19 protein-coding genes and 1 other annotated feature are annotated in these 21,720 nt (G+C 39.3%); of the genes, 4 read left to right on the top strand and 15 right to left on the bottom strand.

Features of this window, described 5'->3' with window-relative positions; translation table 11 throughout:
- Positions 1 to 393 precede the first annotated feature (393 nt).
- Together RU93_RS04270 and RU93_RS04265 are read left to right on the top strand one after the other, a co-directional pair.
- Complete coding sequence (locus RU93_RS04270; protein ID WP_071874374.1) at positions 394 to 1,251, top strand: Rgg/GadR/MutR family transcriptional regulator; 858 nt, start codon at positions 394 to 396, stop codon at positions 1,249 to 1,251.
- A 101-nt stretch (positions 1,252 to 1,352) separates the two neighbouring features.
- Positions 1,353 to 1,628: a DUF1294 domain-containing protein gene (locus RU93_RS04265; RefSeq protein WP_245785367.1), complete on the top strand. Its 276-nt coding sequence runs from the start codon at positions 1,353 to 1,355 to the stop codon at positions 1,626 to 1,628.
- A gap of 161 nt (positions 1,629 to 1,789) precedes the next feature.
- On the opposite strand, the gene RU93_RS04260 is transcribed toward RU93_RS04265, so the two are convergent.
- The gene (locus RU93_RS04260; RefSeq protein WP_071874372.1) at positions 1,790 to 3,307 is read right to left on the bottom strand and encodes a DUF1846 domain-containing protein; all 1,518 of its coding nucleotides are present in this window, start codon (positions 3,305 to 3,307) and stop codon (positions 1,790 to 1,792) included.
- Positions 3,308 to 3,644: 337 nt separating this feature from the next.
- On the opposite strand from RU93_RS04260, the gene RU93_RS04255 reads away from it, so the two are divergent.
- Positions 3,645 to 4,064 (top strand): DUF2871 domain-containing protein, encoded by a 420-nt coding sequence (locus RU93_RS04255; protein WP_071874371.1) that lies wholly within the window; start codon positions 3,645 to 3,647, stop codon positions 4,062 to 4,064.
- A gap of 133 nt (positions 4,065 to 4,197) precedes the next feature.
- On the opposite strand, the gene RU93_RS04250 is transcribed toward RU93_RS04255, so the two are convergent.
- The 7 genes from RU93_RS04250 to metE form a co-directional block, all read right to left on the bottom strand.
- A complete protein-coding gene (locus RU93_RS04250) occupies positions 4,198 to 6,381 on the bottom strand; it encodes an alpha-galactosidase (protein ID WP_071874370.1) in 2,184 nt (727 codons plus the stop codon).
- Positions 6,382 to 6,423: 42 nt separating this feature from the next.
- On the bottom strand, positions 6,424 to 7,248 hold the full coding sequence (locus RU93_RS04245; protein ID WP_071874369.1) for a carbohydrate ABC transporter permease: 825 nt from the start codon (positions 7,246 to 7,248) through the stop codon (positions 6,424 to 6,426).
- A 14-nt stretch (positions 7,249 to 7,262) separates the two neighbouring features.
- The gene (locus tag RU93_RS04240; RefSeq protein WP_071874368.1) at positions 7,263 to 8,135 is read right to left on the bottom strand and encodes a carbohydrate ABC transporter permease; all 873 of its coding nucleotides are present in this window, start codon (positions 8,133 to 8,135) and stop codon (positions 7,263 to 7,265) included.
- Between the two features lie 19 nt (positions 8,136 to 8,154).
- Positions 8,155 to 9,402: an ABC transporter substrate-binding protein gene (locus tag RU93_RS04235; protein ID WP_071874367.1), complete on the bottom strand. Its 1,248-nt coding sequence runs from the start codon at positions 9,400 to 9,402 to the stop codon at positions 8,155 to 8,157.
- A 130-nt stretch (positions 9,403 to 9,532) separates the two neighbouring features.
- Entirely contained in the window at positions 9,533 to 10,561 is a 1,029-nt protein-coding gene (locus tag RU93_RS04230; RefSeq protein WP_071874366.1) for a LacI family DNA-binding transcriptional regulator, read from the bottom strand.
- A 284-nt stretch (positions 10,562 to 10,845) separates the two neighbouring features.
- Entirely contained in the window at positions 10,846 to 11,706 is an 861-nt protein-coding gene (gene metF, locus RU93_RS04225; RefSeq protein WP_071874365.1) for a methylenetetrahydrofolate reductase [NAD(P)H], read from the bottom strand.
- 3 nt (positions 11,707 to 11,709) lie between these two features.
- On the bottom strand, positions 11,710 to 13,956 hold the full coding sequence (gene metE, locus RU93_RS04220; protein WP_071874364.1) for a 5-methyltetrahydropteroyltriglutamate--homocysteine S-methyltransferase: 2,247 nt from the start codon (positions 13,954 to 13,956) through the stop codon (positions 11,710 to 11,712).
- 133 nt (positions 13,957 to 14,089) lie between these two features.
- Between metE and RU93_RS04215 the strand changes: the two genes are divergently transcribed.
- Complete coding sequence (locus RU93_RS04215; protein WP_071874363.1) at positions 14,090 to 15,019, top strand: LysR family transcriptional regulator; 930 nt, start codon at positions 14,090 to 14,092, stop codon at positions 15,017 to 15,019.
- A gap of 33 nt (positions 15,020 to 15,052) precedes the next feature.
- On the opposite strand, the gene trpA is transcribed toward RU93_RS04215, so the two are convergent.
- Genes trpA through trpE form a run of 7 tightly spaced genes read right to left on the bottom strand, consistent with a single transcriptional unit; the run spans position 15,053 to position 21,372 of the window.
- Positions 15,053 to 15,832 (bottom strand): tryptophan synthase subunit alpha, encoded by a 780-nt coding sequence (gene trpA / locus RU93_RS04210; protein ID WP_071874362.1) that lies wholly within the window; start codon positions 15,830 to 15,832, stop codon positions 15,053 to 15,055.
- Positions 15,822 to 17,024 carry a tryptophan synthase subunit beta gene (trpB, locus tag RU93_RS04205; protein ID WP_071874361.1) on the bottom strand — a complete coding sequence of 401 codons (1,203 nt, stop codon included), beginning with the start codon at positions 17,022 to 17,024 and terminating at the stop codon, positions 15,822 to 15,824. The genes trpA and trpB overlap by 11 nt, the downstream gene beginning before the upstream one ends.
- A gap of 2 nt (positions 17,025 to 17,026) precedes the next feature.
- Positions 17,027 to 17,650 (bottom strand): phosphoribosylanthranilate isomerase, encoded by a 624-nt coding sequence (locus tag RU93_RS04200; protein ID WP_071874360.1) that lies wholly within the window; start codon positions 17,648 to 17,650, stop codon positions 17,027 to 17,029.
- On the bottom strand, positions 17,647 to 18,405 hold the full coding sequence (gene trpC, locus RU93_RS04195; RefSeq protein WP_071874359.1) for an indole-3-glycerol phosphate synthase TrpC: 759 nt from the start codon (positions 18,403 to 18,405) through the stop codon (positions 17,647 to 17,649). The genes RU93_RS04200 and trpC overlap by 4 nt, the downstream gene beginning before the upstream one ends.
- 11 nt (positions 18,406 to 18,416) lie before the next feature.
- Positions 18,417 to 19,421, bottom strand: a complete 1,005-nt coding sequence (trpD, locus tag RU93_RS04190) for an anthranilate phosphoribosyltransferase (protein ID WP_071874358.1) — start codon at positions 19,419 to 19,421, stop codon at positions 18,417 to 18,419.
- Positions 19,418 to 19,987: an anthranilate synthase component II gene (locus RU93_RS04185; RefSeq protein ID WP_071874357.1), complete on the bottom strand. Its 570-nt coding sequence runs from the start codon at positions 19,985 to 19,987 to the stop codon at positions 19,418 to 19,420. Before RU93_RS04185 ends, trpD begins: the two co-directional genes overlap by 4 nt.
- Positions 19,984 to 21,372: an anthranilate synthase component I gene (gene trpE / locus RU93_RS04180; RefSeq protein ID WP_071874356.1), complete on the bottom strand. Its 1,389-nt coding sequence runs from the start codon at positions 21,370 to 21,372 to the stop codon at positions 19,984 to 19,986. Before trpE ends, RU93_RS04185 begins: the two co-directional genes overlap by 4 nt.
- A gap of 60 nt (positions 21,373 to 21,432) precedes the next feature.
- Positions 21,433 to 21,673: a binding site (T-box leader), on the bottom strand.
- Positions 21,674 to 21,720: the final 47 nt, after the last annotated feature.

The following is a 21,720-nucleotide window of genomic DNA, read 5'->3' as shown; positions in this document are numbered from 1 at the left end:
TTTGTGGTTGAATTTCAGAGGTATCCTTATTCAAATTTGAAAGTACACCTTCATGATCAATTGTTGATATCACCATATTGTCACCGGTATAAGCAAAGGACGCGCAAAAAATCAAAGAGCCAAACAATGTAAACAACAACAGTCTAGTTTGCTACATCATGTTAAAATCTACTATTAATAATATTGATACATTACATATATTTAACGTCTAACCTCCCTCACAAATGTAACGGGAGATTGTCTCATTTCTAATAAAGGATGTATATTATCCATTCCAAACTCACCTGTCATTCATCGAAATAGTGAATCATTTACAAATTAAATTATACACGCTAAAATAAATAAAAGTTAATTATGATCGAAAATGCGTCAAAAAGGGAGGGTTTTACTTCAATGAAGCAAGGAGATTTATTAAAAAAGCTACGAAAAGAAAGAAATCTTTCACAAAAATCTTTATCACAGGGACTTTCATCGAGAAGCACACTCTCGTCATTCGAGAATCGCAATACTCATCTTTCATCTGAACTGCTATTTAATTATTTAGATCGATTAAATATCACACCGAATGAATTTCGACTATTACTTAACGAGGGCGATTCTACTAAAAAACAAAAATATTCAGCCGAATATCATTATCGACACTACGAGCAAACTTTAACAAGTGAGTTTTTAGAATTACTTCAAACGGAATATAAACAAACGAATGATGTCTTTTATTTGTTGCTCTACCTACAAGGTTATCTTGAAAACGCCCGTCAAGCAGGCGATTTCGATTCGGACTTATTCAAAAAACATGCCAAAATGGCACAAGACTACCTCTTCCGCATTGAAACATGGGGGAATTTTGAGTTTTCTTTTTTTATTAATCTCTTGTTCATTTTTGACGAATCGATACTGCAACATCATATTGAATCTATTTTAAATAAAATCACGGTGCATTCGGATGATTATCTATACTCGAATATTATCAGTATTGCACTATTAAATGGTTGTCACTACGCAGCCATTAAAAGAAACAAGTCACTATTGCAAGAGTTCTTACAAAAAATCATTGATTTACCTGATTCAATCCATTATTTTTATTTGAAATCTCATCAAGCTTTTTACCAAATGATTTATACATATCTCTTAACTAAGGAGATCGATATGGACAAAATGAACAAGCAGTTAGAGGTGTTCAAACAAATCGGCTATCAAACACATGGAGAACGTTTACGTTTGATAATTGATAAATTAATCACCCCTAATTAAGAAAATAAAGCTCCGTTTTAGATTGGTTAATTGTGAGTTTTTAAAAATAATCATATAATTGTTTTAATTAACCGATAGAAAACAAGAAAGAGGCGATTTTGTTGACATTTTATTCCTTTATTCTGAGTTATCTCTTATGCATCAATAGCCTTGCAGTCTTTTTGATGTACCGCGACAAAGCCAAAGCCATCAAAGGTGCTTGGCGGATTCAAGAGAAAACATTATTTATCGTGGCCCTGTGTGGTGGTGCGATTGGCATTTTTATTGGCAGTCACCTCTTCCGCCACAAAACTCAGAAGAAACGATTTAAGTATGGCATTCCTTTGATTCTATTGTTGCAATTGATTATCGTCAGCGCGATGTTTTTTTATTCATAAATACTCGTGACAACAAGCGATTTTTAATACTTAAAGCATAAAAAAACAAAAAGAAAGTCCCATTGCAGACTTTCTTTTTGTTTTTTTGGGGTTATCGAACTTCTAGAATTGATTTAGAAAAACATCTCTCATTATTCAAAGCACGAAAACCAGGCACTACATTAGACGTAAAACAAGTTTTTAGATGGGAAGTTTGGATCACAAGTGAATGAAATTCCCAAACTTCTTAAAATTTGCTCATCATCTTTATTTAAAATGACCGTTGAATGTGCTTGTGTCTCTTTTAGCTCCCATAGCTTGCTGTAAGCGATTTGAGCGGTTGGATTGGTTACAGCACTAATAGATAAGGCAATCAGTATCTCAGAAACATTTAGCGAGGTAATACGACCGGATAGTTCATTGGCTTTTAATTGCTGAATCGGCTCTAAAATATTAGGCGATAATAACAAGATATCATCGCTAATATTGGCTAACGACTTAATGGCATTGAGCACAGCAGAAGCGCTGGCATCCATTAATTCAGATCCTCTTCCAGTAATAATCTGGCCATCCGTTAATTCTAAGGCCATGACAGGCGGTGTGAATTCTTGATCCCATTCCTTGCTTTGTTTTAAGCGCTCAGAATACTCACGCGCAGGTTTAACACAAACGCGATGCTCAGGACGCAAATCTAATTCTTCCATAATCATTTGAATGCGATTCACGGGGTCAATATCAGTTAATCCTTTTTTATAATTGCTTTCGGTTTCAAAATAACGACGAATGATTTCTTGTCTGGACGCTTCTTGAATCACTTCATCATCAATAATCCCAAAGCCAATGCGGTTCACACCCATATCGGTTGGTGAATGAAACTCAGATTCTCTTCCAGTAATCCGTTCAATTGTCCGTTTAATAATCGGGAACGTCTCAATGTCTCGATTATAATTAATCGCCACTTCTCCGTAATAATCATAGTGAAACGAGTCAATCATATTGACATCTTTTAAATCGACCGTTGCGGCTTCATATGCAATGTTCAGTGGGTGTTTTAATGGGATATTCCAAACAGGGAATGTCTCAAACTTCGAATAACCACCTGTATGTCCATAACGACTCTCGTGATACAGTTGATTCAAACAAGTTGCAAGTTTGCCACTGCCAGCTCCTGGTCCCGTTACAACCACAATTGGTTTCGTTGTTGGAATGTAATCATTTTGTCCAAATCCTTCGTCACTCACGATTTGATCGACATTCACAGGATAGCCTTCAATCTCACGATGCGTATACACTTTCATCCCACGTTGCTCTAATTTATTAATAAAAATTTTCGTTGAGGGTTGACCACGATAGCGGGTAATTACTACGCTATTGACGGCTAGTTCGTAATCACTCAATTCATCAATTAAACGCATAATATCCATGTCGTATGTAATCCCATAATCCCCACGAATTTTGTTACGTTCAATATCACCTGAATAGACACAAATGATAATTTCTGTTTGATCTTTTAGTTTATGTAATAACTTAATTTTTGCATCTTGATCAAAGCCCGGCAATACTCGTTTCGCATGCATATCACCAATGAGTTTCCCTCCAAATTCAAGATACAACTTATCATAATGATTCACACGCTCTAAAATATACTTCGATTGCTCTTCGATATATTTTTTTGGATCAAAACCGATTTTCTTTACCATTTTCCACATACCCCTCATCTATATTGAAAACAAAAGAAATGCTCTTGTACTATTCAAACAGAAAAAACCAAAATTGACAACTAATAAATGAAGGATCTGAAAAAAAATTCTGAAAAGATTACATCAAGGATAATTGAAAGCGAATCCTTTTTTGTGAGGAAGAAATCACGGCATTGCATCCTCTTTTGATTGTTGCACGAGACTAGACAAGAAAGACAAGATATGCTAGATTTAATGAGTAGTGACAAAATGTCACTTTAGTCTTAATCACTCGTATGAACTTCTTATACGAACCGATTAAAGCAACCGAAATTGGATGATAGAGAGGGTTATTTAATTGAAAAAAATCGCGCAAGCCAGTATGTCGTACACTATTTTAGGACTCGTGTCAGGTATTTTTTACCGTGAGTTCACCAAGATGAATGAGTTTACCGGAGTGACACAACTCAGTGTTTTACACACCCATTTATTAGTATTAGGTATGTTCTTTTTCTTAATTGTTCTATTGTTAGAAAAAGCCTTCCATCTCTCCAAAGAAAAAAACTTTAAAAAATTCTATATCCTGTATAACAGTGGTCTTGGATTAACGGTTTTAATGATGATCATCCGAGGTAGCATGCAAGTGTTAGGAAAAGGTGAACACGCAGCGATTAGTGGTATGGCTGGACTAGGACACATCATTTTAAGTATCGGACTGTTCTTCTTCTTCCAAAGCTTATTATCTGCGGTAAAAAAAGCCGAAGCAATCGAACAATAATTGATACAGCATTGAGTAACAAATGACTTTTCAAAAAAGATTTATCCTGCGATGAATCTTTTTAAACAAAATCAAAAGCGATAGCAAGACTGCCTAAACAGTCTTGCTATCGCTTTTGTGTTGATGTGCTTTTTTACTTCGCTTTTAAAATAAAGGCTTGTGTTGCATAGTCACCATGTAATTTCGGATCGATGTACATGCCGATATTCATTAACGCATCACCTGAAATCACGTGATTCGCAATTTGATATTCTAGTGTTTCATCTAAATGTGCTAACTTCAATGTGACATAAGGTGCTGAAGCTTCGACAAGAACGCGGAAATAAAAGACAATGGCTTCTTTTTTATCTTTTGAGACAAACATCCAAGCCACTTCATTTTCTTCATACGGACTTTTCAGACGAACGAAATCTCCAAATTGCAGTAATTGACGGTGTTCTTTATAGAAGTCAACTTGTTTCACAATTAAGGCTTTTTCTTCCTCGGATAGCGTCGTTAAATCAAGTTCATAGCCTAAGACACCAGACATTGCGACATTGCCGCGAATATCCAGGCTTGTTTCACGTCCCGTTTGATGATTTGGAATCGCCGAAACATGTGCGCCCATTGTTGAGATCGGATAAACAAGACTCGTACTATACTGAATCTTCAAGCGTGCAATTGGATCGGTATTATCACTTGTCCATGTTTGTGGCATGTAATAAAGCATTCCCGCGTCATAGCGACCGCCACCACCTGAACAACTTTCAAATAATATGTGTGGATATGCTTGGGTTAATTTCTCCATGAATTCATATAATCCTAAAATATAGCGATGAGAGACTTCTCCTTGCATCTCAGGATCTAGCAACAGAGAATAAACTTCCGTCATATTCCGGTTCATATCCCATTTAATATAATCAATCGGCACACGATCTAAGATGGCTGTCATTTGTTGATAGATATGGTCTCTGACATCCGCACGCGAGAAATCTAAGACATGCTGTTGACGACTCAATGAACGCGGTCGTCCTGGAACACTTAACACCCAATCAGGATGCGCTCGGTGTAAATCACTATCTTTGGAAATCATTTCAGGCTCAAACCACAAGCCGAATTTCATGCCTTTATCGTGAACATATTGGGCAATCCCTTCTAATCCTTGTTCAAGCTTGCCTTCAAACTCATACCAATCACCTAACGAACGATGGTCATCTTTACGTTCACCAAACCATCCATCATCTAAGACAAACATCTCAATTCCTAACGCTTGTGCTTCATCAACAATACCGTGAATTTTAGCATCGTCAAAATCAAAATACGTTGCTTCCCAGTTATTAATTAAAACGGGACGTTCTTTTAATTGATGTTCTCCACGAATGAGATGATGATTGAATAAATCATGGTATGTTTTTGACATTTGATTTAACCCTTGATTACTGTACACATTCACGACTTCTGGTGAGTGGAAGCTTTCACCTGCTGGTAATTGCCATGCAAAGTTAAAAGGATTCATGCCCATCACTACCCGCGTTTGACTATAGTTGTCTTTTTCAATAACGGTTTGATGGTTTCCGCTATAAACCAAACAAAATCCATAGGCTTCCCCTTGAAATTCGGTTGTTGTTGGTTCGACAAGTGTCACAAATGGGTTTTGATGATGGCTACTAGAACCTCGTTTACTATCCAAGACTTTCGTTCCAATTTCAATCTTTTCTCTGGTTAATTGACGTTCTCTTCCCCAAGCGCCATTCAAATGAATCAATTCAAATGAACGATTCGGAAAATCGAGTGCTTGACTCGCTAATTGATTGATTTCAACCGTCTCTGCGCTATCGTTAATTAACGTTGTGGATCTGATCACGGTTGCGTAATCTTGATAAATCGTATAGTTCAATTTCAAGCGTAACTTGGCTACGTCATCTTTTAAGGTAATGATTAAGGTTTCAGCTTCCGTCTCTTGATTCGTATATAAATGGGGCAATCCTTCAATCGTACATTTCCCTTGGACAATTTCGAAAGAGTCATAACGAAAATCAGTTATTCGACTACCATCTTTCAACTTGAAATTATAGGCCGGTTCACGAAAATCACCAAAGCCATAACCTGGGTATTCTAACATGACCGTATCTAACGAAAAAGTATCGTGGTCAGCTGCTTCTGGATAGGGACCAAAGGAGCGCATATCGCGCACATACTGGTAGTGACCTGAATAATGGTTAATTTTTTTTCCGAAGTAAAGATGCGCTAAATACCCATGTTCTTCCACTTCAATTAAGTAACTAATTTGATTATTACACAGATGAAACACTTGTTGTTCCTTATTAAATGTAATCATTTTATAGACTCACTTTCATTTATTTTTCGATTTGATAAGCGATTATTTAACCGATCCATTCGTCATCCCTGAAATAATGTTACGTTGGAAAACTAAGTAAACAGAGAGAATGACAATAATTCCGACGACATAAGAAGCAAATGATGGTCCATAATCACTGAAGTACTGCCCTTGATAGTTATATTGGAAGAGCGGTAATGTCCAGTTCGAATCATCTTTATTCAATAACAATAACGGGAGTAAAAAGTCGTTCCAAATCCATAATGCATTGATAATTAAAGTCGTCGCATGCATTGGTTTCATTAAAGGAAACATAATTTGGAAATACATCCGGAATTTGCCACAACCATCAATTTCAGCAGCTTCGTCCAGGTCAACCGGAATAGCTGTTTTAATGTAACCAACGTATAAAAATAAGGTTTGTGGCACAGCGTAAGCTAAGTATAAAATAATCAATCCTGTAATATTTGATAGTCCTAATTTTGTCATCATCGATGTAATCGGAATCATAATAACTTGGAAAGGAACAAAGATACCAAGAATTAAAAACGAATACATTAACGCAAAGGCTTTTTTCTTAGAAATGTTTCTGGCAATTGAGAATGCCGCCATTGGGACAAAAAAAGTAATGAGCGCAATGGATACTACGGTAATGAGCGTCGAATTCCAAAAATATTGGCCAATCCCATCTGAAATGAGTCGTTGAAAATTATCGGTTGTAAATGGATTCGGAAGTCCGAAAAAGTTCCCCGTAATTTGATTTGTTTCTTTAAATGAGCTGATCACCGTTAAATATAAAGGAACAAAAATCACAACAAAACCGACACTTAAAAATAAGTAATTAAAAAATGAACCTTTTTGTTTCATGTTATTTTCTCCCCTTACACTTCAAAACGTTTAGACAAACGTATTTGGATAATCGAAATGACGGCAATCACTAGGAATAAGACCACGGCAATCGCATTGGCATACCCATATTGATTACTCTTGAACGCATAATTATAGACTAATAAACCGAGTGTCGTTGTTTTATCACTTGGTCCACCACCTGTTAAAGCAAAAATCAAGTCAAAAGCTGTTAAGCCAGATTTTAGTGCCATAATAAATACCATGCTCAATGAAGGTAGTAAATAAGGCAATTCGATATGACGAAACTTCTGACGATTCGTTGCACCATCGATTGAAGCAGCTTCCAAAATTTCTTCTGGAATACTTTGTAAGCCCGCTAAAAAGATGACAATTGGCATCGCTACTCCTTGCCAAAGTGCGACGAACAAGACGCCCCAAAAGACTGTTTTCTCGTTCGCAATCAGGTTTTGTTCTAAAAAGCCAATCCCTAATTTCTCTCCTAATTGAGGTAAGCCGTAGTTAAATACTTGTTTAAAAATCAGTCCTAGTGTCACGGTACTTAGAACGGCTGGAAAGAAATACGCTGTTCTGAAAAAACCGACACCTTTGATTTTGCGATTTAAAAAACGTGCCACCATGATCCCAATTAAAACCTCACCCACAATCAAACCAATGGTGAAGATAACGGTAAAACTGACCGACTTCATAAATCGCTGATCACTTAAAATGGCTTGATAGTTTTGAAAACCGATTAAGTCATAATTATTCGTTAAGCCCGTCCAGTTAGTAAAACTATAATAAAATCCTTGTGCCATTGGTGCGTAGAAAAAAATCAATTGTAAGGCGATAGGAACTAGGACGAATAAATACGCCCAGTTCCGATTGAGTACACTACCTTTTTTCATTATAATCCCCTCTTACTATCTACTTCATTGTGTCAAAGAAGTTATTTAAGTTTGTTGCTAACTGTTCTCTATCTTGATTGTTCACATATTCAACGGTTAAATGATGGAATGTTTCTTCTGATGTCCATTCTTTTTGTAACCACACGATTTGTTGATCCGTGAAGACATATTGAGTAACGCCTTCTGTTTCTGGGAAGCGGCCTTCTGTTTCTACTGCCGTCACTGAAGTTGGTGCGCCGTCAACATCGTAATATTTTTGCATTGCTGCTTTTGTCGTCATATATTCCACAAAGGTATTCGCTGCTTCTTTGTTTTCTGAGCTTTCAGAAATCGATAGTGCTAAGTCTGCCGCCCCAACAGTCATCGCTTCATCAGCGGATTGACCAGGATAAGCAAACATGCCAATTTCAAAACTTGGGCTTTGATTTTTAATTGCTGGCAATGCCCAAATGCCGTTCGGGAAGATTAACGCTTCTTCTTTCGCAAATGTTGCTACCGCGTCATCATACGTTGCGCCATTCGCATTTTTTTGACCCGTTCCGTTTAATAAGTCTAATTGATCCGCTACTTTATCAAAGTCTGCATTACCGACTTGAATGCCGCCTTTAGGACTGCGAACGAGTGCATCGTTTGCCCCTTCAAAACCGCCATTCACTGTTCCCCAAGCTAATTGATGGTAGCCATTTAGCGTCCAAGCATCTGCTTGTGTTAATGATAAAGCAAAAGGAACTTCGTCTTTATCTTGGATTGTTTGCACAAGTGTTTCAAATTCTGCCCAAGTGGTCGGTGTTTCTAATCCAAGTTCTTCAAATTTATCTTTATTATAGAAGAATCCCCAAGCATTACTTGTTAGAGGGACTGAATAAATTTTGTCGTTAATCGCGTAGGTTTCGCCCGCGCCTTCGGATAAATTAGTTAAATATTCTTTCTCGGTTAAATCTGCGAAAACATCATTTTTTGCCCATTCTTGAAAATCCGCATTTTGTGGGAAGACGTTAATCACATCAGGTGCATCACCACTTGAAATCCGTGTTTTTAAAACAGTACCCGCATCCGGTACATTGGTAAATTTGACTTTAATATCTGGATTTTCTTTTTCAAAATCATCGATAATTTCTTGTAATGTGGCTTGCATTTCTTTCTTTTGACTAAAAAATTCAATTTCTGTCTTGCCATCATCTGCCGAGTTGCCGTTGCCGCATGCCCCTAGTAAAAGTGTCACTCCAAACATCGCCATTGCATAAGTCATTTTTTTGTTGATTTTCATTTGTATTTCCCCCTCATAATGTGTTAGCGTTTTCTTTGATAGTTATATCATAATGTTAACCAGTTAAAATGTCAACTATTTTAGTTAAATAAAAGTAAACATTTTTGGTTAACACTTTCTGAACTGTTAACTATAAAGAACGAACTTCTTTCTCGCTCTCACGCACAATCATTTCATACGATACAATGACATGAACCGGTATCTTTTTATCTTCTGTTAGCATCTCCTTGGCTAAGCTAACAGCTAATTTACCAATTTCTTCTGTATGAATACTCACTGTACTTAACGATGGCGTTAAATACTCTGCAACTTCAATATTATCAAAGCTAACAATCGAGACATCCTCTGGTATGCGAATATTATTTTTTTTCAAGGCGCGGTAAACACCTACTGCAATCGGATCATTCCCTACCATAATGGCACTCGGTAAAGACTGCGCTTGTGCTTGAATTAATTCTTCGCCTGCTTTCATGCCATCTAACGTACTCCAACCATTTAAGTAAACGTGTACATAATCATCCAAGCCTTTTTCGCGCATCCACCACTCATAGGCTAGTTGTCGTTGATCTTCCTCGCACTCATAGCGTGTTCCTTTGGCATCAAGTAAGATTCGCTTGCCCCCAATAAACGCAATATTGCGATGTCCTTGTTGATATAAGCGATCTAAGTGGGCATAGGTCGCCGCTTGAAAGTTCGTGTAAATCGCATCCACTTGTGGATCCGTTTGGGGATCGTCAATCACGATTAACTTCGGATTCAGTTGTTTCACTAAGGCGGTCACTTCCGGTAAAACTTGTCCAATCATTAAAACTGCCCCACATTTTTTAAGTTCCTCTTCGTCTAATGGCGTTTCACTCAAACGGATTGTTTGTTTAATCGCAATTTTACGTGCCTCCGCCGCCATTTGAATTCCTCGCCGAATCCGACGAAAATATGGATCTTCGAGTTCATCGCTTTCGGAAACCGTTGTGATGATGATAATACTGTCTTTCATCTTTGTGTTTGATACTTTCTTTTTATAATTTAAAAATGCTACGGCTTCAGCGATCTTTTCTTTTGTTTCATCCGTCACGGATAACGTTGGATCTTCATTTAAAACGCGCGAAACGGTTGCAATCGATACACCCGCTCTTTTTGCTACATCTCTAATTCCAGCCATGATTTCACCTTTCCTTTAAGTGTTTACTAAAATTTAACCACATAAACTAGTAAAAAGCAATTCCATTAGCGAATTCTTTTCAGCCTTTCGTTCGAATTTTATCAAAAGAATGGCTCGTTTGAATTATTCACAAGGAATGGTGACGAAAATGTTACTAAATCAATCGGAAAGGCATCCGTTCACTCATTTTTATTTCGAGTGATGTTTTTACTTCGCACGCGATAGCCTCGATCCCACAAAAAAACAAGAAACATTCGCCTTATCAAAAGCGAACATTTCTTGTTTCATCCAACTCGTACTTTATTCTCGCCAAAAAGAGAATGCGTATTTTCGACAATGCGTTGAGCGATTTGAGCATCATTCATCGTATACAAATGAATTCCTGAAACATCTTGTGTCACAAGATCGACAATTTGATCCACCGCATAAGCGAGTCCTGCATCACGCAACGCAATCGGATTGTGTTCATATTTTTCTAAGATGGCCAAGAATTTACGTGGCAATTGCGTTTGGGTTGTCTTAAGCAAACGCAACGCTTGATTACGATTGACGATTGGCATAATCCCTGCCAAAATCGGCACATCAATTCCTGCTAAATAGCACGACTCTTGGAAACGATAGAACAACTCATTGTCTAAGAAAAGTTGGGTAATCAACTGCGTACAACCGGCATCGACTTTTTTCTTTAAGTTTTGAATATCTGTAATCCGACTACTGGATTCGGGATGCATCTCTGGATAACAGGCCCCCGTTAGTTGAAACTGAGGGGCTTGCTCCTTAATGTAACGAGTCAGTTCGTCGGCATATTTAAAATCAGCTTTTGGAACTACATCCGTTAAGATATCGCCACGTAAAGCTAAAACTTGGTGAATCCCCAACTGGTCCAGCTGCTGCAACACTTCATCGACTTCCTCTTTTGACAAATAGGTTGCCGGTAAATGAGCAATGGTTGGAATATGCAATTCTTGATGGATGTAACTCGCCACTTTAACCGTGGTATCTGCCACATGATTCGTTCCATTGCTACACGTCACACTAATAAACGCTGGTTGTAACTGTTGCAACTCCTTTAATGTCTGGGTTAATTTATTTACTCCGATTGTGGTATTCGGAGGAAAAACCTCAAAAGATAAGCCTTGAAGCATTGACTACAGCCCCTTTCTAATCTCTTTCACTGCTTCCGTCATGTTGGCTAAACTTGCCCGGGTTTCTGGCACTCCACGAGTTTTTAAGCCACAGTCTGGATTAATCCAAACTTTTTCTAATGGTACTTTCGTTAAAATCGTCTCAATGGTTTGCGTAATCTCTTCCACAGATGGTACTCGCGGTGAGTGAATATCATAAACGCCTGGTCCGACTTGGGTTTTAAAGTTTTGGCGTTGTAATTCATCAAGAATCGCTAAATTGGAACGTGAAGCTTCAAAAGAAATCACATCGGCATCCATTTGATCAATCGCTGAAATGATATCCGTGAACTCGCTATAACACATATGCGTATGGATTTGCGTCTTCGCTTGGACTTTATTATGCACTAAGCGAAATGCGGGAATGGCCCACTCTAAATACTCCTCGTACCAATCGGTTTTTCTAAGTGGTAATTTTTCACGTAACGCCGCTTCATCAATTTGAATCATTTGAATGCCATTTGCTTCTAAATCAAGGACTTCTTCTTGAATCGCAAACGCAATTTGCAAGGTAGACTCTCTCAAAGAAATATCTTCTCGAGGGAACGACCAGTTTAAGATTGTTACCGGACCTGTCAGCATGCCTTTGACAATTTTATCCGTCTGACTTTGCGCATATTGCGACCATTTGACAGTAATGGCTTGTTCTCGTACAACGTCACCCCAAATGATTGGTGGCTTCACTCCACGAGTCCCATAAGATTGTACCCATCCATTTTGACTAAATAAGTAACCCGATAAGTTTTGACCAAAGTATTCCACCATGTCATTGCGCTCAAATTCTCCATGGACTAAGATATCTAAATCAATCGATGTTTGCCATGCCAACCAGTCGTCAATCTGGGCTGCGATATAATTATCGTAAGCTTCTTGGGTGATTTCTTGGCGAGTAAATTTCGCACGGGTTTGTTTAACCTCTTTCGTTTGTGGGAAAGAACCAATCGTCGTTGTTGGTAAAACAGGTAGGTTAAATTGTGCTTTTTGTAAGACTTCACGCTCAGCAAAAGCTGGCGTACGAGTGAAATCTTTTTCTGTTAAGTTTGCAATTTTTTGACTTAATGCTTTATTTTTTACAAATCGTTCTTTCGTGAATAAGGCTTGGTTGGCTGCTAATTCATCTTGCCCATTACCAGCCAGAATCGCATTTAATTCCAAAAGTTCTGTTAATTTTTCTTTTGCAAAAGCGAAATGCTCTTTGATTTCAGCTGGGAAAGTTTCATTTTCTGTTGTAAAAGGCACATGAAGTAAGGAGCATGACGTCGATAACACCACATTTTTCACGTCTAATTCGGTTAATAGATCCAATGTTGTTTGATAGTTATTGCGCCAAATATTTTTCCCGTTGACCACTCCTGCAACTAAGATTTTGTCTTTAGGAAATCCTTTTTGAACAAGTGCTTTATTTTGAATCCCTTCAATAAAATCTAAACCAATTCCAGCAAAAGGAAGTGCAATGAGTGTCTCGTAAATATCACGAACATCGCCAAAATATGTTTGTAATAAGACTTTGATGGTCTCGTCAGCTAACAAACTTTGATAAATCCCTTCAAATTCAGCAATTTCATCCGACGTTAAATCTTTGACTAAAGCCGGTTCATCTAGTTGAATCCACTCAGCTCCTAGCGTTGTTAAGCGAGTGAAGACTGCTTTGTATGCTACAACGAAAGCCTCGATAACCGCTTGGCGATTCACCCCTTCATCCAGTTCACTGAGATGCAGTAAGGAATAAGGACCTAAAATCACCGGTCTCGTTTCGATTCCTAACTCTTTTGCTTCAACATACTCATCGAAGATTTTTGTGCCGACTAATTGAATGTCTGTGTTTAGTTCAATTTTTGGTGCAATGTAATGATAGTTCGTATTGAACCATTTTTTCATCGGTCGTGCTTTGATGTCGCCCTTTTCTCCTTGGTAGCCACGCGCCAAAGCAAAATATTTATCTAAATCGGATAATTCAATCGTCGCTAATACTTCAGGGACTAAATTCAGTAAAAAGGCGGTATCTAATGTCGTATCATAAAAAGAAAAGTCATTACTTGGAATCGTATCAACTCCGCTGTCTTTTATTAAGTTCCAATGTTTTTGACGTAAGCTTTTCCCAAACGCTTCTAATTCTTCTGCGTTCATTTCATGACGGAAATATTTTTCAGTCGTATATTTTAATTCACGTTGTTCGCCGATTCTTGGAAAACCGATAATCGTTGTTGTCATAAGTTATTCCCCCTTGAGTTGTTAGGTAATAATCTATCACGCTTTTTGATTTCCCGATAATTGTAAAAAACAGGACCTGGCTATAGCTTTAAACTATACCTTCTGCTATAGTATGAAAAAAAGGAGGGTTTTCATGCGCTTAGAACAGTTACTCTACTTAGAAAAAATTGTCGAAAAAGGTTCCATTAACGAAGCAGCCAAAGAATTATTTTTAACGCAACCAAGTATTTCCAATGCCATTAAAGAACTTGAAAGTGAAATGGGCGTCCAACTTCTCTTACGTAATCCACGAGGCGTCACCTTAACCGAAGAAGGACGGGAATTCTTAGCTTATAGTCGACAAATCCTTGATCAAGTCAATTTATTAGAAGAAAAATATAAAAATAAACAATTGCGTAAACAAGCATTTTCCGTTTCTGCCCAACATTATGCATTCGTTGTGCATGCGTTCGTCGAACTCATTCATAGTGTGGATACCGATGAATATAGTTTTACGTTACGAGAAACAGAAACTGAAAATATTTTTAATGACTTAACTAGTTTTCGGAGTGAACTCGGCATTTTGTATTTAAATTCCTTTAACAAACAAGTGATGACCAAACTCTTTAAAGAAAAAAATCTCGTCTTTACGCCCCTTTTTGATGCGAAACCCCATGTTTTTGTCAGTCGCGACAATCCTTTAACACAAAAAAAATCCCTGACATTAGAAGATCTGGAAGACTATCCTTATCTTTCCTATGAGCAAGGAGAAAATAATTCCTTCTACTTTTCAGAAGAAATTTTAAGCACGTTAGTTCGTAAAATGAACGTCCAAGTCAGCGACCGTGCGACGATTTTTAATTTAATGGTGGGACTGAATGGGTATACGATTAGTTCCGGTATTATTAGTAGTGAGTTAAACGACGATAAAATTGTCGCCATCCCTTTAGAGTACGATGATACGATTACGCTCGGTTGGTTGACACAAAAACAAAAAGAGCTCAGTCCGATTGCGCGGTCGTATTTAACGATGTTGAAGAATCATATTAAAGGTTTTGGGTTTGAGATCTATGGGGAGGAATAAAAAAAGCGAACAACGAATCGTTCGCTTTTTTTGCTATTCATTCTTCCCTGTCAGTTCTGCCACCAGTCTACCTGTTGCTTCCACGCCCTCTTCGGCTAAAGAAGCAACGAGTTTTGAGCCAACAATTGTCCCATCGCAAAATTCATTAAATCGTTGCACTTGCTCGCGCGTTGAAACGCCAAAGCCTGCTAGAACAGGAATGGAACTCATTTGCGTAATAAAGGCTAAGTGTTCATTTAACGAATCCCGATACGTTTGACCAATGCCGGTTGTCCCATTGACTGTCACGGCATAAATAAAGCCTTCGCCAACCTCGACTAATTTTTGCATCCGTTCTTTCGTACTTGTTAAGGTCACTAACTGAATCAAAGCGATATCTGTCTGCGCTAGTTTCGGCAAAATTAGTTCGCGATGTTCATAAGGGACGTCAGGAATAATCAATCCTTTCACATCGGTCTTCTCTAAATCAACCAACAACTTTTCTAACCCGTAATGAAAAAATGAATTCGCGTAGCCCATTAAAACAATTGGAACCGGCGAATGTATGACTTGTAATTTTTCGATAATTTTTTGGAACGTGACATTATGCTTAAAGGCTTCTAACGCGGCCTTCTGGATAATCGGACCGTCCGCCACAGGATCAGAAAAAGGAATTCCAAGTTCGATTGCCGTAGCACCATTTTCAGCTAACGTCTTGATTTCGTCTTCTAAGCGTTCCAGTCCATTTCCCCCAGCCACAATATACGGCACAAAAATTTTCTGTCCGGCTGCTTTTTTTTCTTGTAAATAGACGGTTAAACTTTTATCGACCATTCGTCTCGGCCTCCATTTTTTCTTTTATTTGTTGAACATCCTTATCACCACGTCCAGAAAGGCAGACTACGATAATTTGTTCTTTATCCATCGTTGGTGCGAGTTTGGTTACCTGCGCTAAAGCATGAGAACTTTCCAAAGCCGGAATAATACCTTCGGTTTGCGACAGTAGATGGAACGCTTCTAAGGCTTCCTCATCGGTCACTGCCACGTACTCTGCTCGTTTGACTTGTGCTAAATAAGAATGTTCGGGTCCGACACCGGGATAATCCAGACCTGCTGAAATCGAATACGGTTCAATGACTTGCCCGTCCTCATCTTGTAGTAAATGCATACGAGCCCCATGGAGTACGCCAACTTCTCCTTTTGTCATCGTCGCCGCATGTTCATCCGTTTCTACACCCATTCCACCGGCTTCGACACCAATTAAGCGAACCGATTCGTCATTGATAAAAGGATAAAAAAGACCAATCGCGTTACTACCACCCCCAATACAAGCCATCGCAACGTCTGGTAAACGGCCTTCTTTTGCTAGAATTTGTTGGCGGGCTTCTTTGCCAATCACGCTTTGAAAATCCCGGACCATTTCAGGAAATGGATGAGGTCCTAGCGCGGATCCTAAAATATAATGCGTATCTTCCACATTGGCGACCCAGTAACGCAAGGCTTCATTGACCGCATCCTTTAACGTGTTATTTCCCGCTGTCACACTTTCGACTTTTGAACCAAGTAATTCCATCCGAAAGACATTCAAGGCTTGGCGTTTGACATCCAGTGCGCCCATAAAAATAGTACATTCCATACCGAATAAAGCCGCAGCAGTAGCGGTCGCAACCCCATGTTGTCCCGCACCTGTTTCAGCAATAATTTTCTTTTTCCCCATCTTCTTTGCCAGTAACACTTGACCTAACGCATTGTTGATTTTATGGGCTCCGGTATGATTTAAATCTTCTCTTTTTAGATAAATTTTAGCCCCGCCGAGTTTTTTTGTTAATTGTTCGGCGAAATAAAGTGGTGTTTCTCTTCCGACATAATCGCTTAAGTAAGCGGCTAATTCTTTTTGAAACGCTTCGTCTTCTTTTGAATCTTCGTACGCGGCCGTCAATTCTTTTAAGGCAAACATGAGTGTTTCAGGAACAAATTGTCCGCCAAAATCACCGTAAAAGCCTTTTTCATCTGGTTGTTGATACATCTTTATTGCTCCTTCACTGCCTTGATAAAGGCTTTTATTTTCGTTACATCTTTCACGCCATCTGTTTCCACACTGCTTGAGACATCAACTGCAAAGGGTTCAAAGAATTGAATCGCTTCTGTCACATTGGCTTGGGTTAATCCTCCGGCAATAAAAAATGGTTTTTTCTTTAATTGTTTTTGACTTTCTGAACTGATTTTTTGCCAATCGAAAGTCTTGCCGTTGCCCCCTGCATAGGTTTCATTCGTAATCGGGGCATCCAGTAGGTAAAAATCAGCGGTACTACTAGCGAGTAAGGAGGGGAGTTCAGGACTTTGACCATCGAAACTTTGAATCACAGGGATAGAGATGCGCGACACGATTTCTGGGAACAACTCTCCATGAATTTGGACCAAATCAAGTTTCGCGATCCGAATGACGGCTTCCAGTTCCTTCAAACTTGGCGAAACAAATACACCCACTATCTTGACTTTCTCGGGTACATTTCGGGTGATGGCTCGAACTTTCTCAGGTGTGATGTTTCGTTTGCTTTTGGCAAAAACAAAGCCCAGGTAATCTGCCCCCGCCTGAACCGTTTCATCGACCGTGACTTGATCCATTAAGCCACAAATTTTCACCTTCGTCATACGCGACTCACTTGTAGCGCTTGTGCTACTTCTTTCGCCTTTTCAGCGCGCATTAGCGTTTCTCCGACTAACACTGCGTCATAGGCTTTGGCTACTCGGGCTACATCATCCGCGGTTTTAAATCCTGATTCGCTAATATATAAAATTTCGCTTGGTTCTGGGGCTAACGTTTCACTTGTTGCAATTGAAACGTCAAAAGTTTTTAAACTCCGATTATTGACCCCAATGATTGTTGCGCCTAACGCTTGAGCAATCGCTAATTCCTCCCCGTCATGCGTCTCAACTAAGACTTCTAAATCGAGCGCTCGCGCTGCACGATACAGTTCAGTTAATTTTTCTTTTGTTAACGCCGCTACAATTAATAAAATCATGCTTGCTCCAGCATTCTTAGCACGAATCAGCTGCTTTTGATCAATAATAAAATCTTTACAAAGCAAAGGAACATCGACCACTTCACTGACCGATTTCAAATCTTCGATGCTTCCTTTGAAAAAGACTTCATCGGTCAAAACGGAAATTCCGCTCACACCGGCTGTTTGATACTTCTTCGCCTGTGCTAAAATATCGATTTCGGTATTAATATTCCCTTTTGATGGAGAGGCTCGTTTAATTTCACCGAGTAAATGGACTTTTTCTGGACTCTTTTTAACCGTTTCATAAAATGAAGGTCGTGTCTTCACTTGCTTTACTTCTTCTAACGGCATGTTTTCTACTTCAATTGCTTTTTCAGCAAGGATTTTCTCTAAAAAATTCATGCGACTTCCTCCTATTTTTGCGCTTGGATAAGGGCTTCTAATTTATTGAACGCCGCTCCCGTAGCTAGGCATTCTCTGGCTAGAGTAAAACCATCAGCGAGACTCGTTACTTTGCCATTCGCATAAAAGCCCAATCCGGCATTTAACACGACAGTCTCTAGATAAGGAGAGGGTTGGTTTTTTAAGACATTGCGTAAAATTTCAGCGTTTTCTTTGGGACTCCCACCGGTAATGGCACTCATCGGTGTTGGGCTAAAGCCATATTCTTCTGGCACTAATTTAAATTCGTGTACTTGACCGTTTCGGAGCATCGCGCACTGCGTTGTACCCGATAAATTAGCTTCGTCCATCCCACCTGCACCATGAATGACGATTGCTTGTTTACGCCCTAAATTTCCTAACGTTAAGGCCGTCTCGACTAGAGTTTCTCCTGCGTAAGTGCCCATCAATTGGGTTTCTAATGGTACGGGATTAATCAGCGGACCAATTAAATTAAAAATAGTCGGTGTTGCCAATTCCTGCCGAATTTTCATGACGGCTCTCATGCTCGGATGCATAGCTGGAGCAAACAAAAATGCAATCCCAACCTGATTGAGTAGCGCGCCTAGTTCTTCTGGTGTCGCGTCTAAACGAATCCCTAATACTTCTAACGTATCTGCACTTCCTGAACGACTAGAAATACTACGATTGCCATGTTTGGCCATCACAATGCCACCTGCTGCTAAGACAAAAGCCGCTGTCGTTGAAATGTTAAAACTGTTGGAGTGATCGCCACCCGTTCCACAATTATCCATGGAATTGAGGGGAGCGTTCGTAATCGTTACCGCGTTTTTTTGCATGACTTGCGCTAACGCTGAAAGTTCGGCAACATTGACGCCGTTATACTTTAAAGCAACAAGGAATGCACCTAATTGACCTTCAGACAGTTGGCCATTAAAAATCGTTTCTGCTATCGCGGCCATTTCCTCAAATGATAAGTGTTCGCCTCTATATAATTGTTCAAATATTTTTTTCATTGACTCTCCTCCACAATCTCGATAAATCGCTGAATGAACGCTTGGCCCTTTGGTGTTCCTAATGATTCGGGATGAAATTGTAATCCAAACACCGGAAATTCTTTGTGTTGAATCGCCATAATTGCATCGGGCGTCTCCGCAACTTGTTCTAGTACTTCGTGTGGAAACGTCTTTGGATCAATCACTAAAGAATGATAACGCATAACTTGTAATTCGCCCTCTAACGCCTGGAAGACTCCCATCGGACGATACGTCACCAGCGATTGTTTGCCGTGCATGATGTTCGCAGCTTTCGTAATCGTTCCCCCAAAGACTTCCCCAATCGCTTGATGGCCTAAACAAATCCCTAAAATCGGAGTTGTTTGATAAAATCTTTCGATGATTGCTTTTAGAAAACCCGCCTCTGCTGGATGGCCCGGTCCGGCCGATAGGACAATCCCGCGAGCCTCTTTTGCGACTTCGAATAACGTCGGATCATCATTTCTTAGGACGATGATTGGTTGGTCTTTAAATTGCTGCACTAAATTAAAGGTAAACGAATCATAATTATCTACGACTAAAATCATTTCTTTCCCACCTCCAAGAGGGCTTTGGCTTTTTGTAACGTCTCAAAATATTCAGAAGTCGGATCGGAATCATAGACGATTCCGGCTCCTGCTTGTACGTACGCCATTTGGTCTTTTAAAACGAGAGTCCGAATCCCAATCGCAAAATCCGCTTGATTGTCTTGCGAAAAATACCCGACTGCCCCCGCATATACCCCTCGACGAACCGGTTCCCATTGATAAATGCGCGTCATTGCGCGAATTTTTGGCGCTCCACTCACGGTTCCTGCTGGCAACGTCGCTTTTAAGGCGTCCATTGCACTTAAGCCTTTTTTCAACCGGCCTTCAACGAGAGATACAATATGCATCACATAACGATATTTTTCAATCACCATATAAAGCGGCACCGTCACACTCCCAATCTCAGCAATTTGACCGATATCGTTTCGTCCTAAATCAATCAACATCAAATGCTCTGCTCGTTCTTTTTCATCATTTAGTAATTCTTCTGCCAAACGATTATCTTCTGCTTTAGTGGCGCCCCGTTTTCTGGTCCCGGCAATCGGATTCGTCGAGACTTTCTCTCCTTTGACTTGTACGAGACTTTCTGGTGATGTCCCAATGACTTTGGTGGTTTCGTTAAAATCTAAATAATATAAGTAGGCAGAAGGATTCGACAAACGTAATTTCCGGTAATAATCAAAAGGACTTTGTTTAAAACGAGCTCGTAGGCGTTGAGAAGGCACAACTTGGAAGAGATCACCCGCTGTGATTAAGTCTTTGGCTTCTTGAACGACCGCTTCAAACGCTTCTTGCGTAAAATTACTCGTAAAATGTAACGTTTCATCGGCTAACGGTGCTTGTTCTTTGGGCGTTGGCGTCCCTAATTCTCTAGCTAACATTTCGAGTTGACTCTCTAACTCCGCTTCACCACAATCACTATATGTATTCTCAACGACCAAGGTCATTTCTTCTGTCTGATGATCGAAAATCACGAAGCGTTCAAACAATAATAAATCGAGTGCCGGAATCGCTAGTTCATCGGGTGGCAATGTTCCAATGTCTTCATAACAAGCAATCACATCATAGCCCACGTAGCCAATCGCTCCTCCTTGAAAAGGTAAGTCTTCGAGTAACGCCGTCTCTTTTAAGACATATCGTTCAATTTCCTTCAACGGATCGGTTGTCTGATACGTTTTGCTCGTACCAGTTAATTGATTGCTAACTATAAAAGTCCCTTCTTGATATTGCAGTTCTAACACAGGATCATAGGCAATAATCGAATAGCGACTCGTCTCTTTTTCTCGAGGGATACTTTCTAGTAAACATTTATTTTTTCCTCGAATTCGTAAAAAAGCCGAAACTGGCGTGACACAATCACCATTCATTTTTTTGATTTTCCTCATCTGTACACACTCCCTCAATGTAATAAAAAAAGCCCTCAAACACATGCTTAAAAGCATGTGTTTGAGGGCGAAAATACGCGGTACCACCTCAATTCATAACAACCAAAAGGCTCTTATGATCTCTATCGACTGTCTATCAACAATCTTTCTCTATAACGGGAGTTCCCGGAAATCCCCTACTTTTCTTTCAAGGATTCTTCTACCAAGCCCATTCACCAAAGCGGATGTATCTGCTTCTCACCAAACGCAGACTCTCTACAACATCGCATTCTTTGACTACTCTTCTTAGTTATGATTTCTTTCTATTATTATTGAAATATTATTGAAAAAAAACACCCTCAACCATGC

It is taken from the genome of Enterococcus aquimarinus, assembly GCF_001885765.1.
Classification (GTDB): Bacteria; Bacillota; Bacilli; order Lactobacillales; family Enterococcaceae; genus Enterococcus_I; species Enterococcus_I aquimarinus.
Note: the sequence above shows the minus strand (reverse complement) of the source record. Positions and strands in the feature narration are given on the sequence as shown.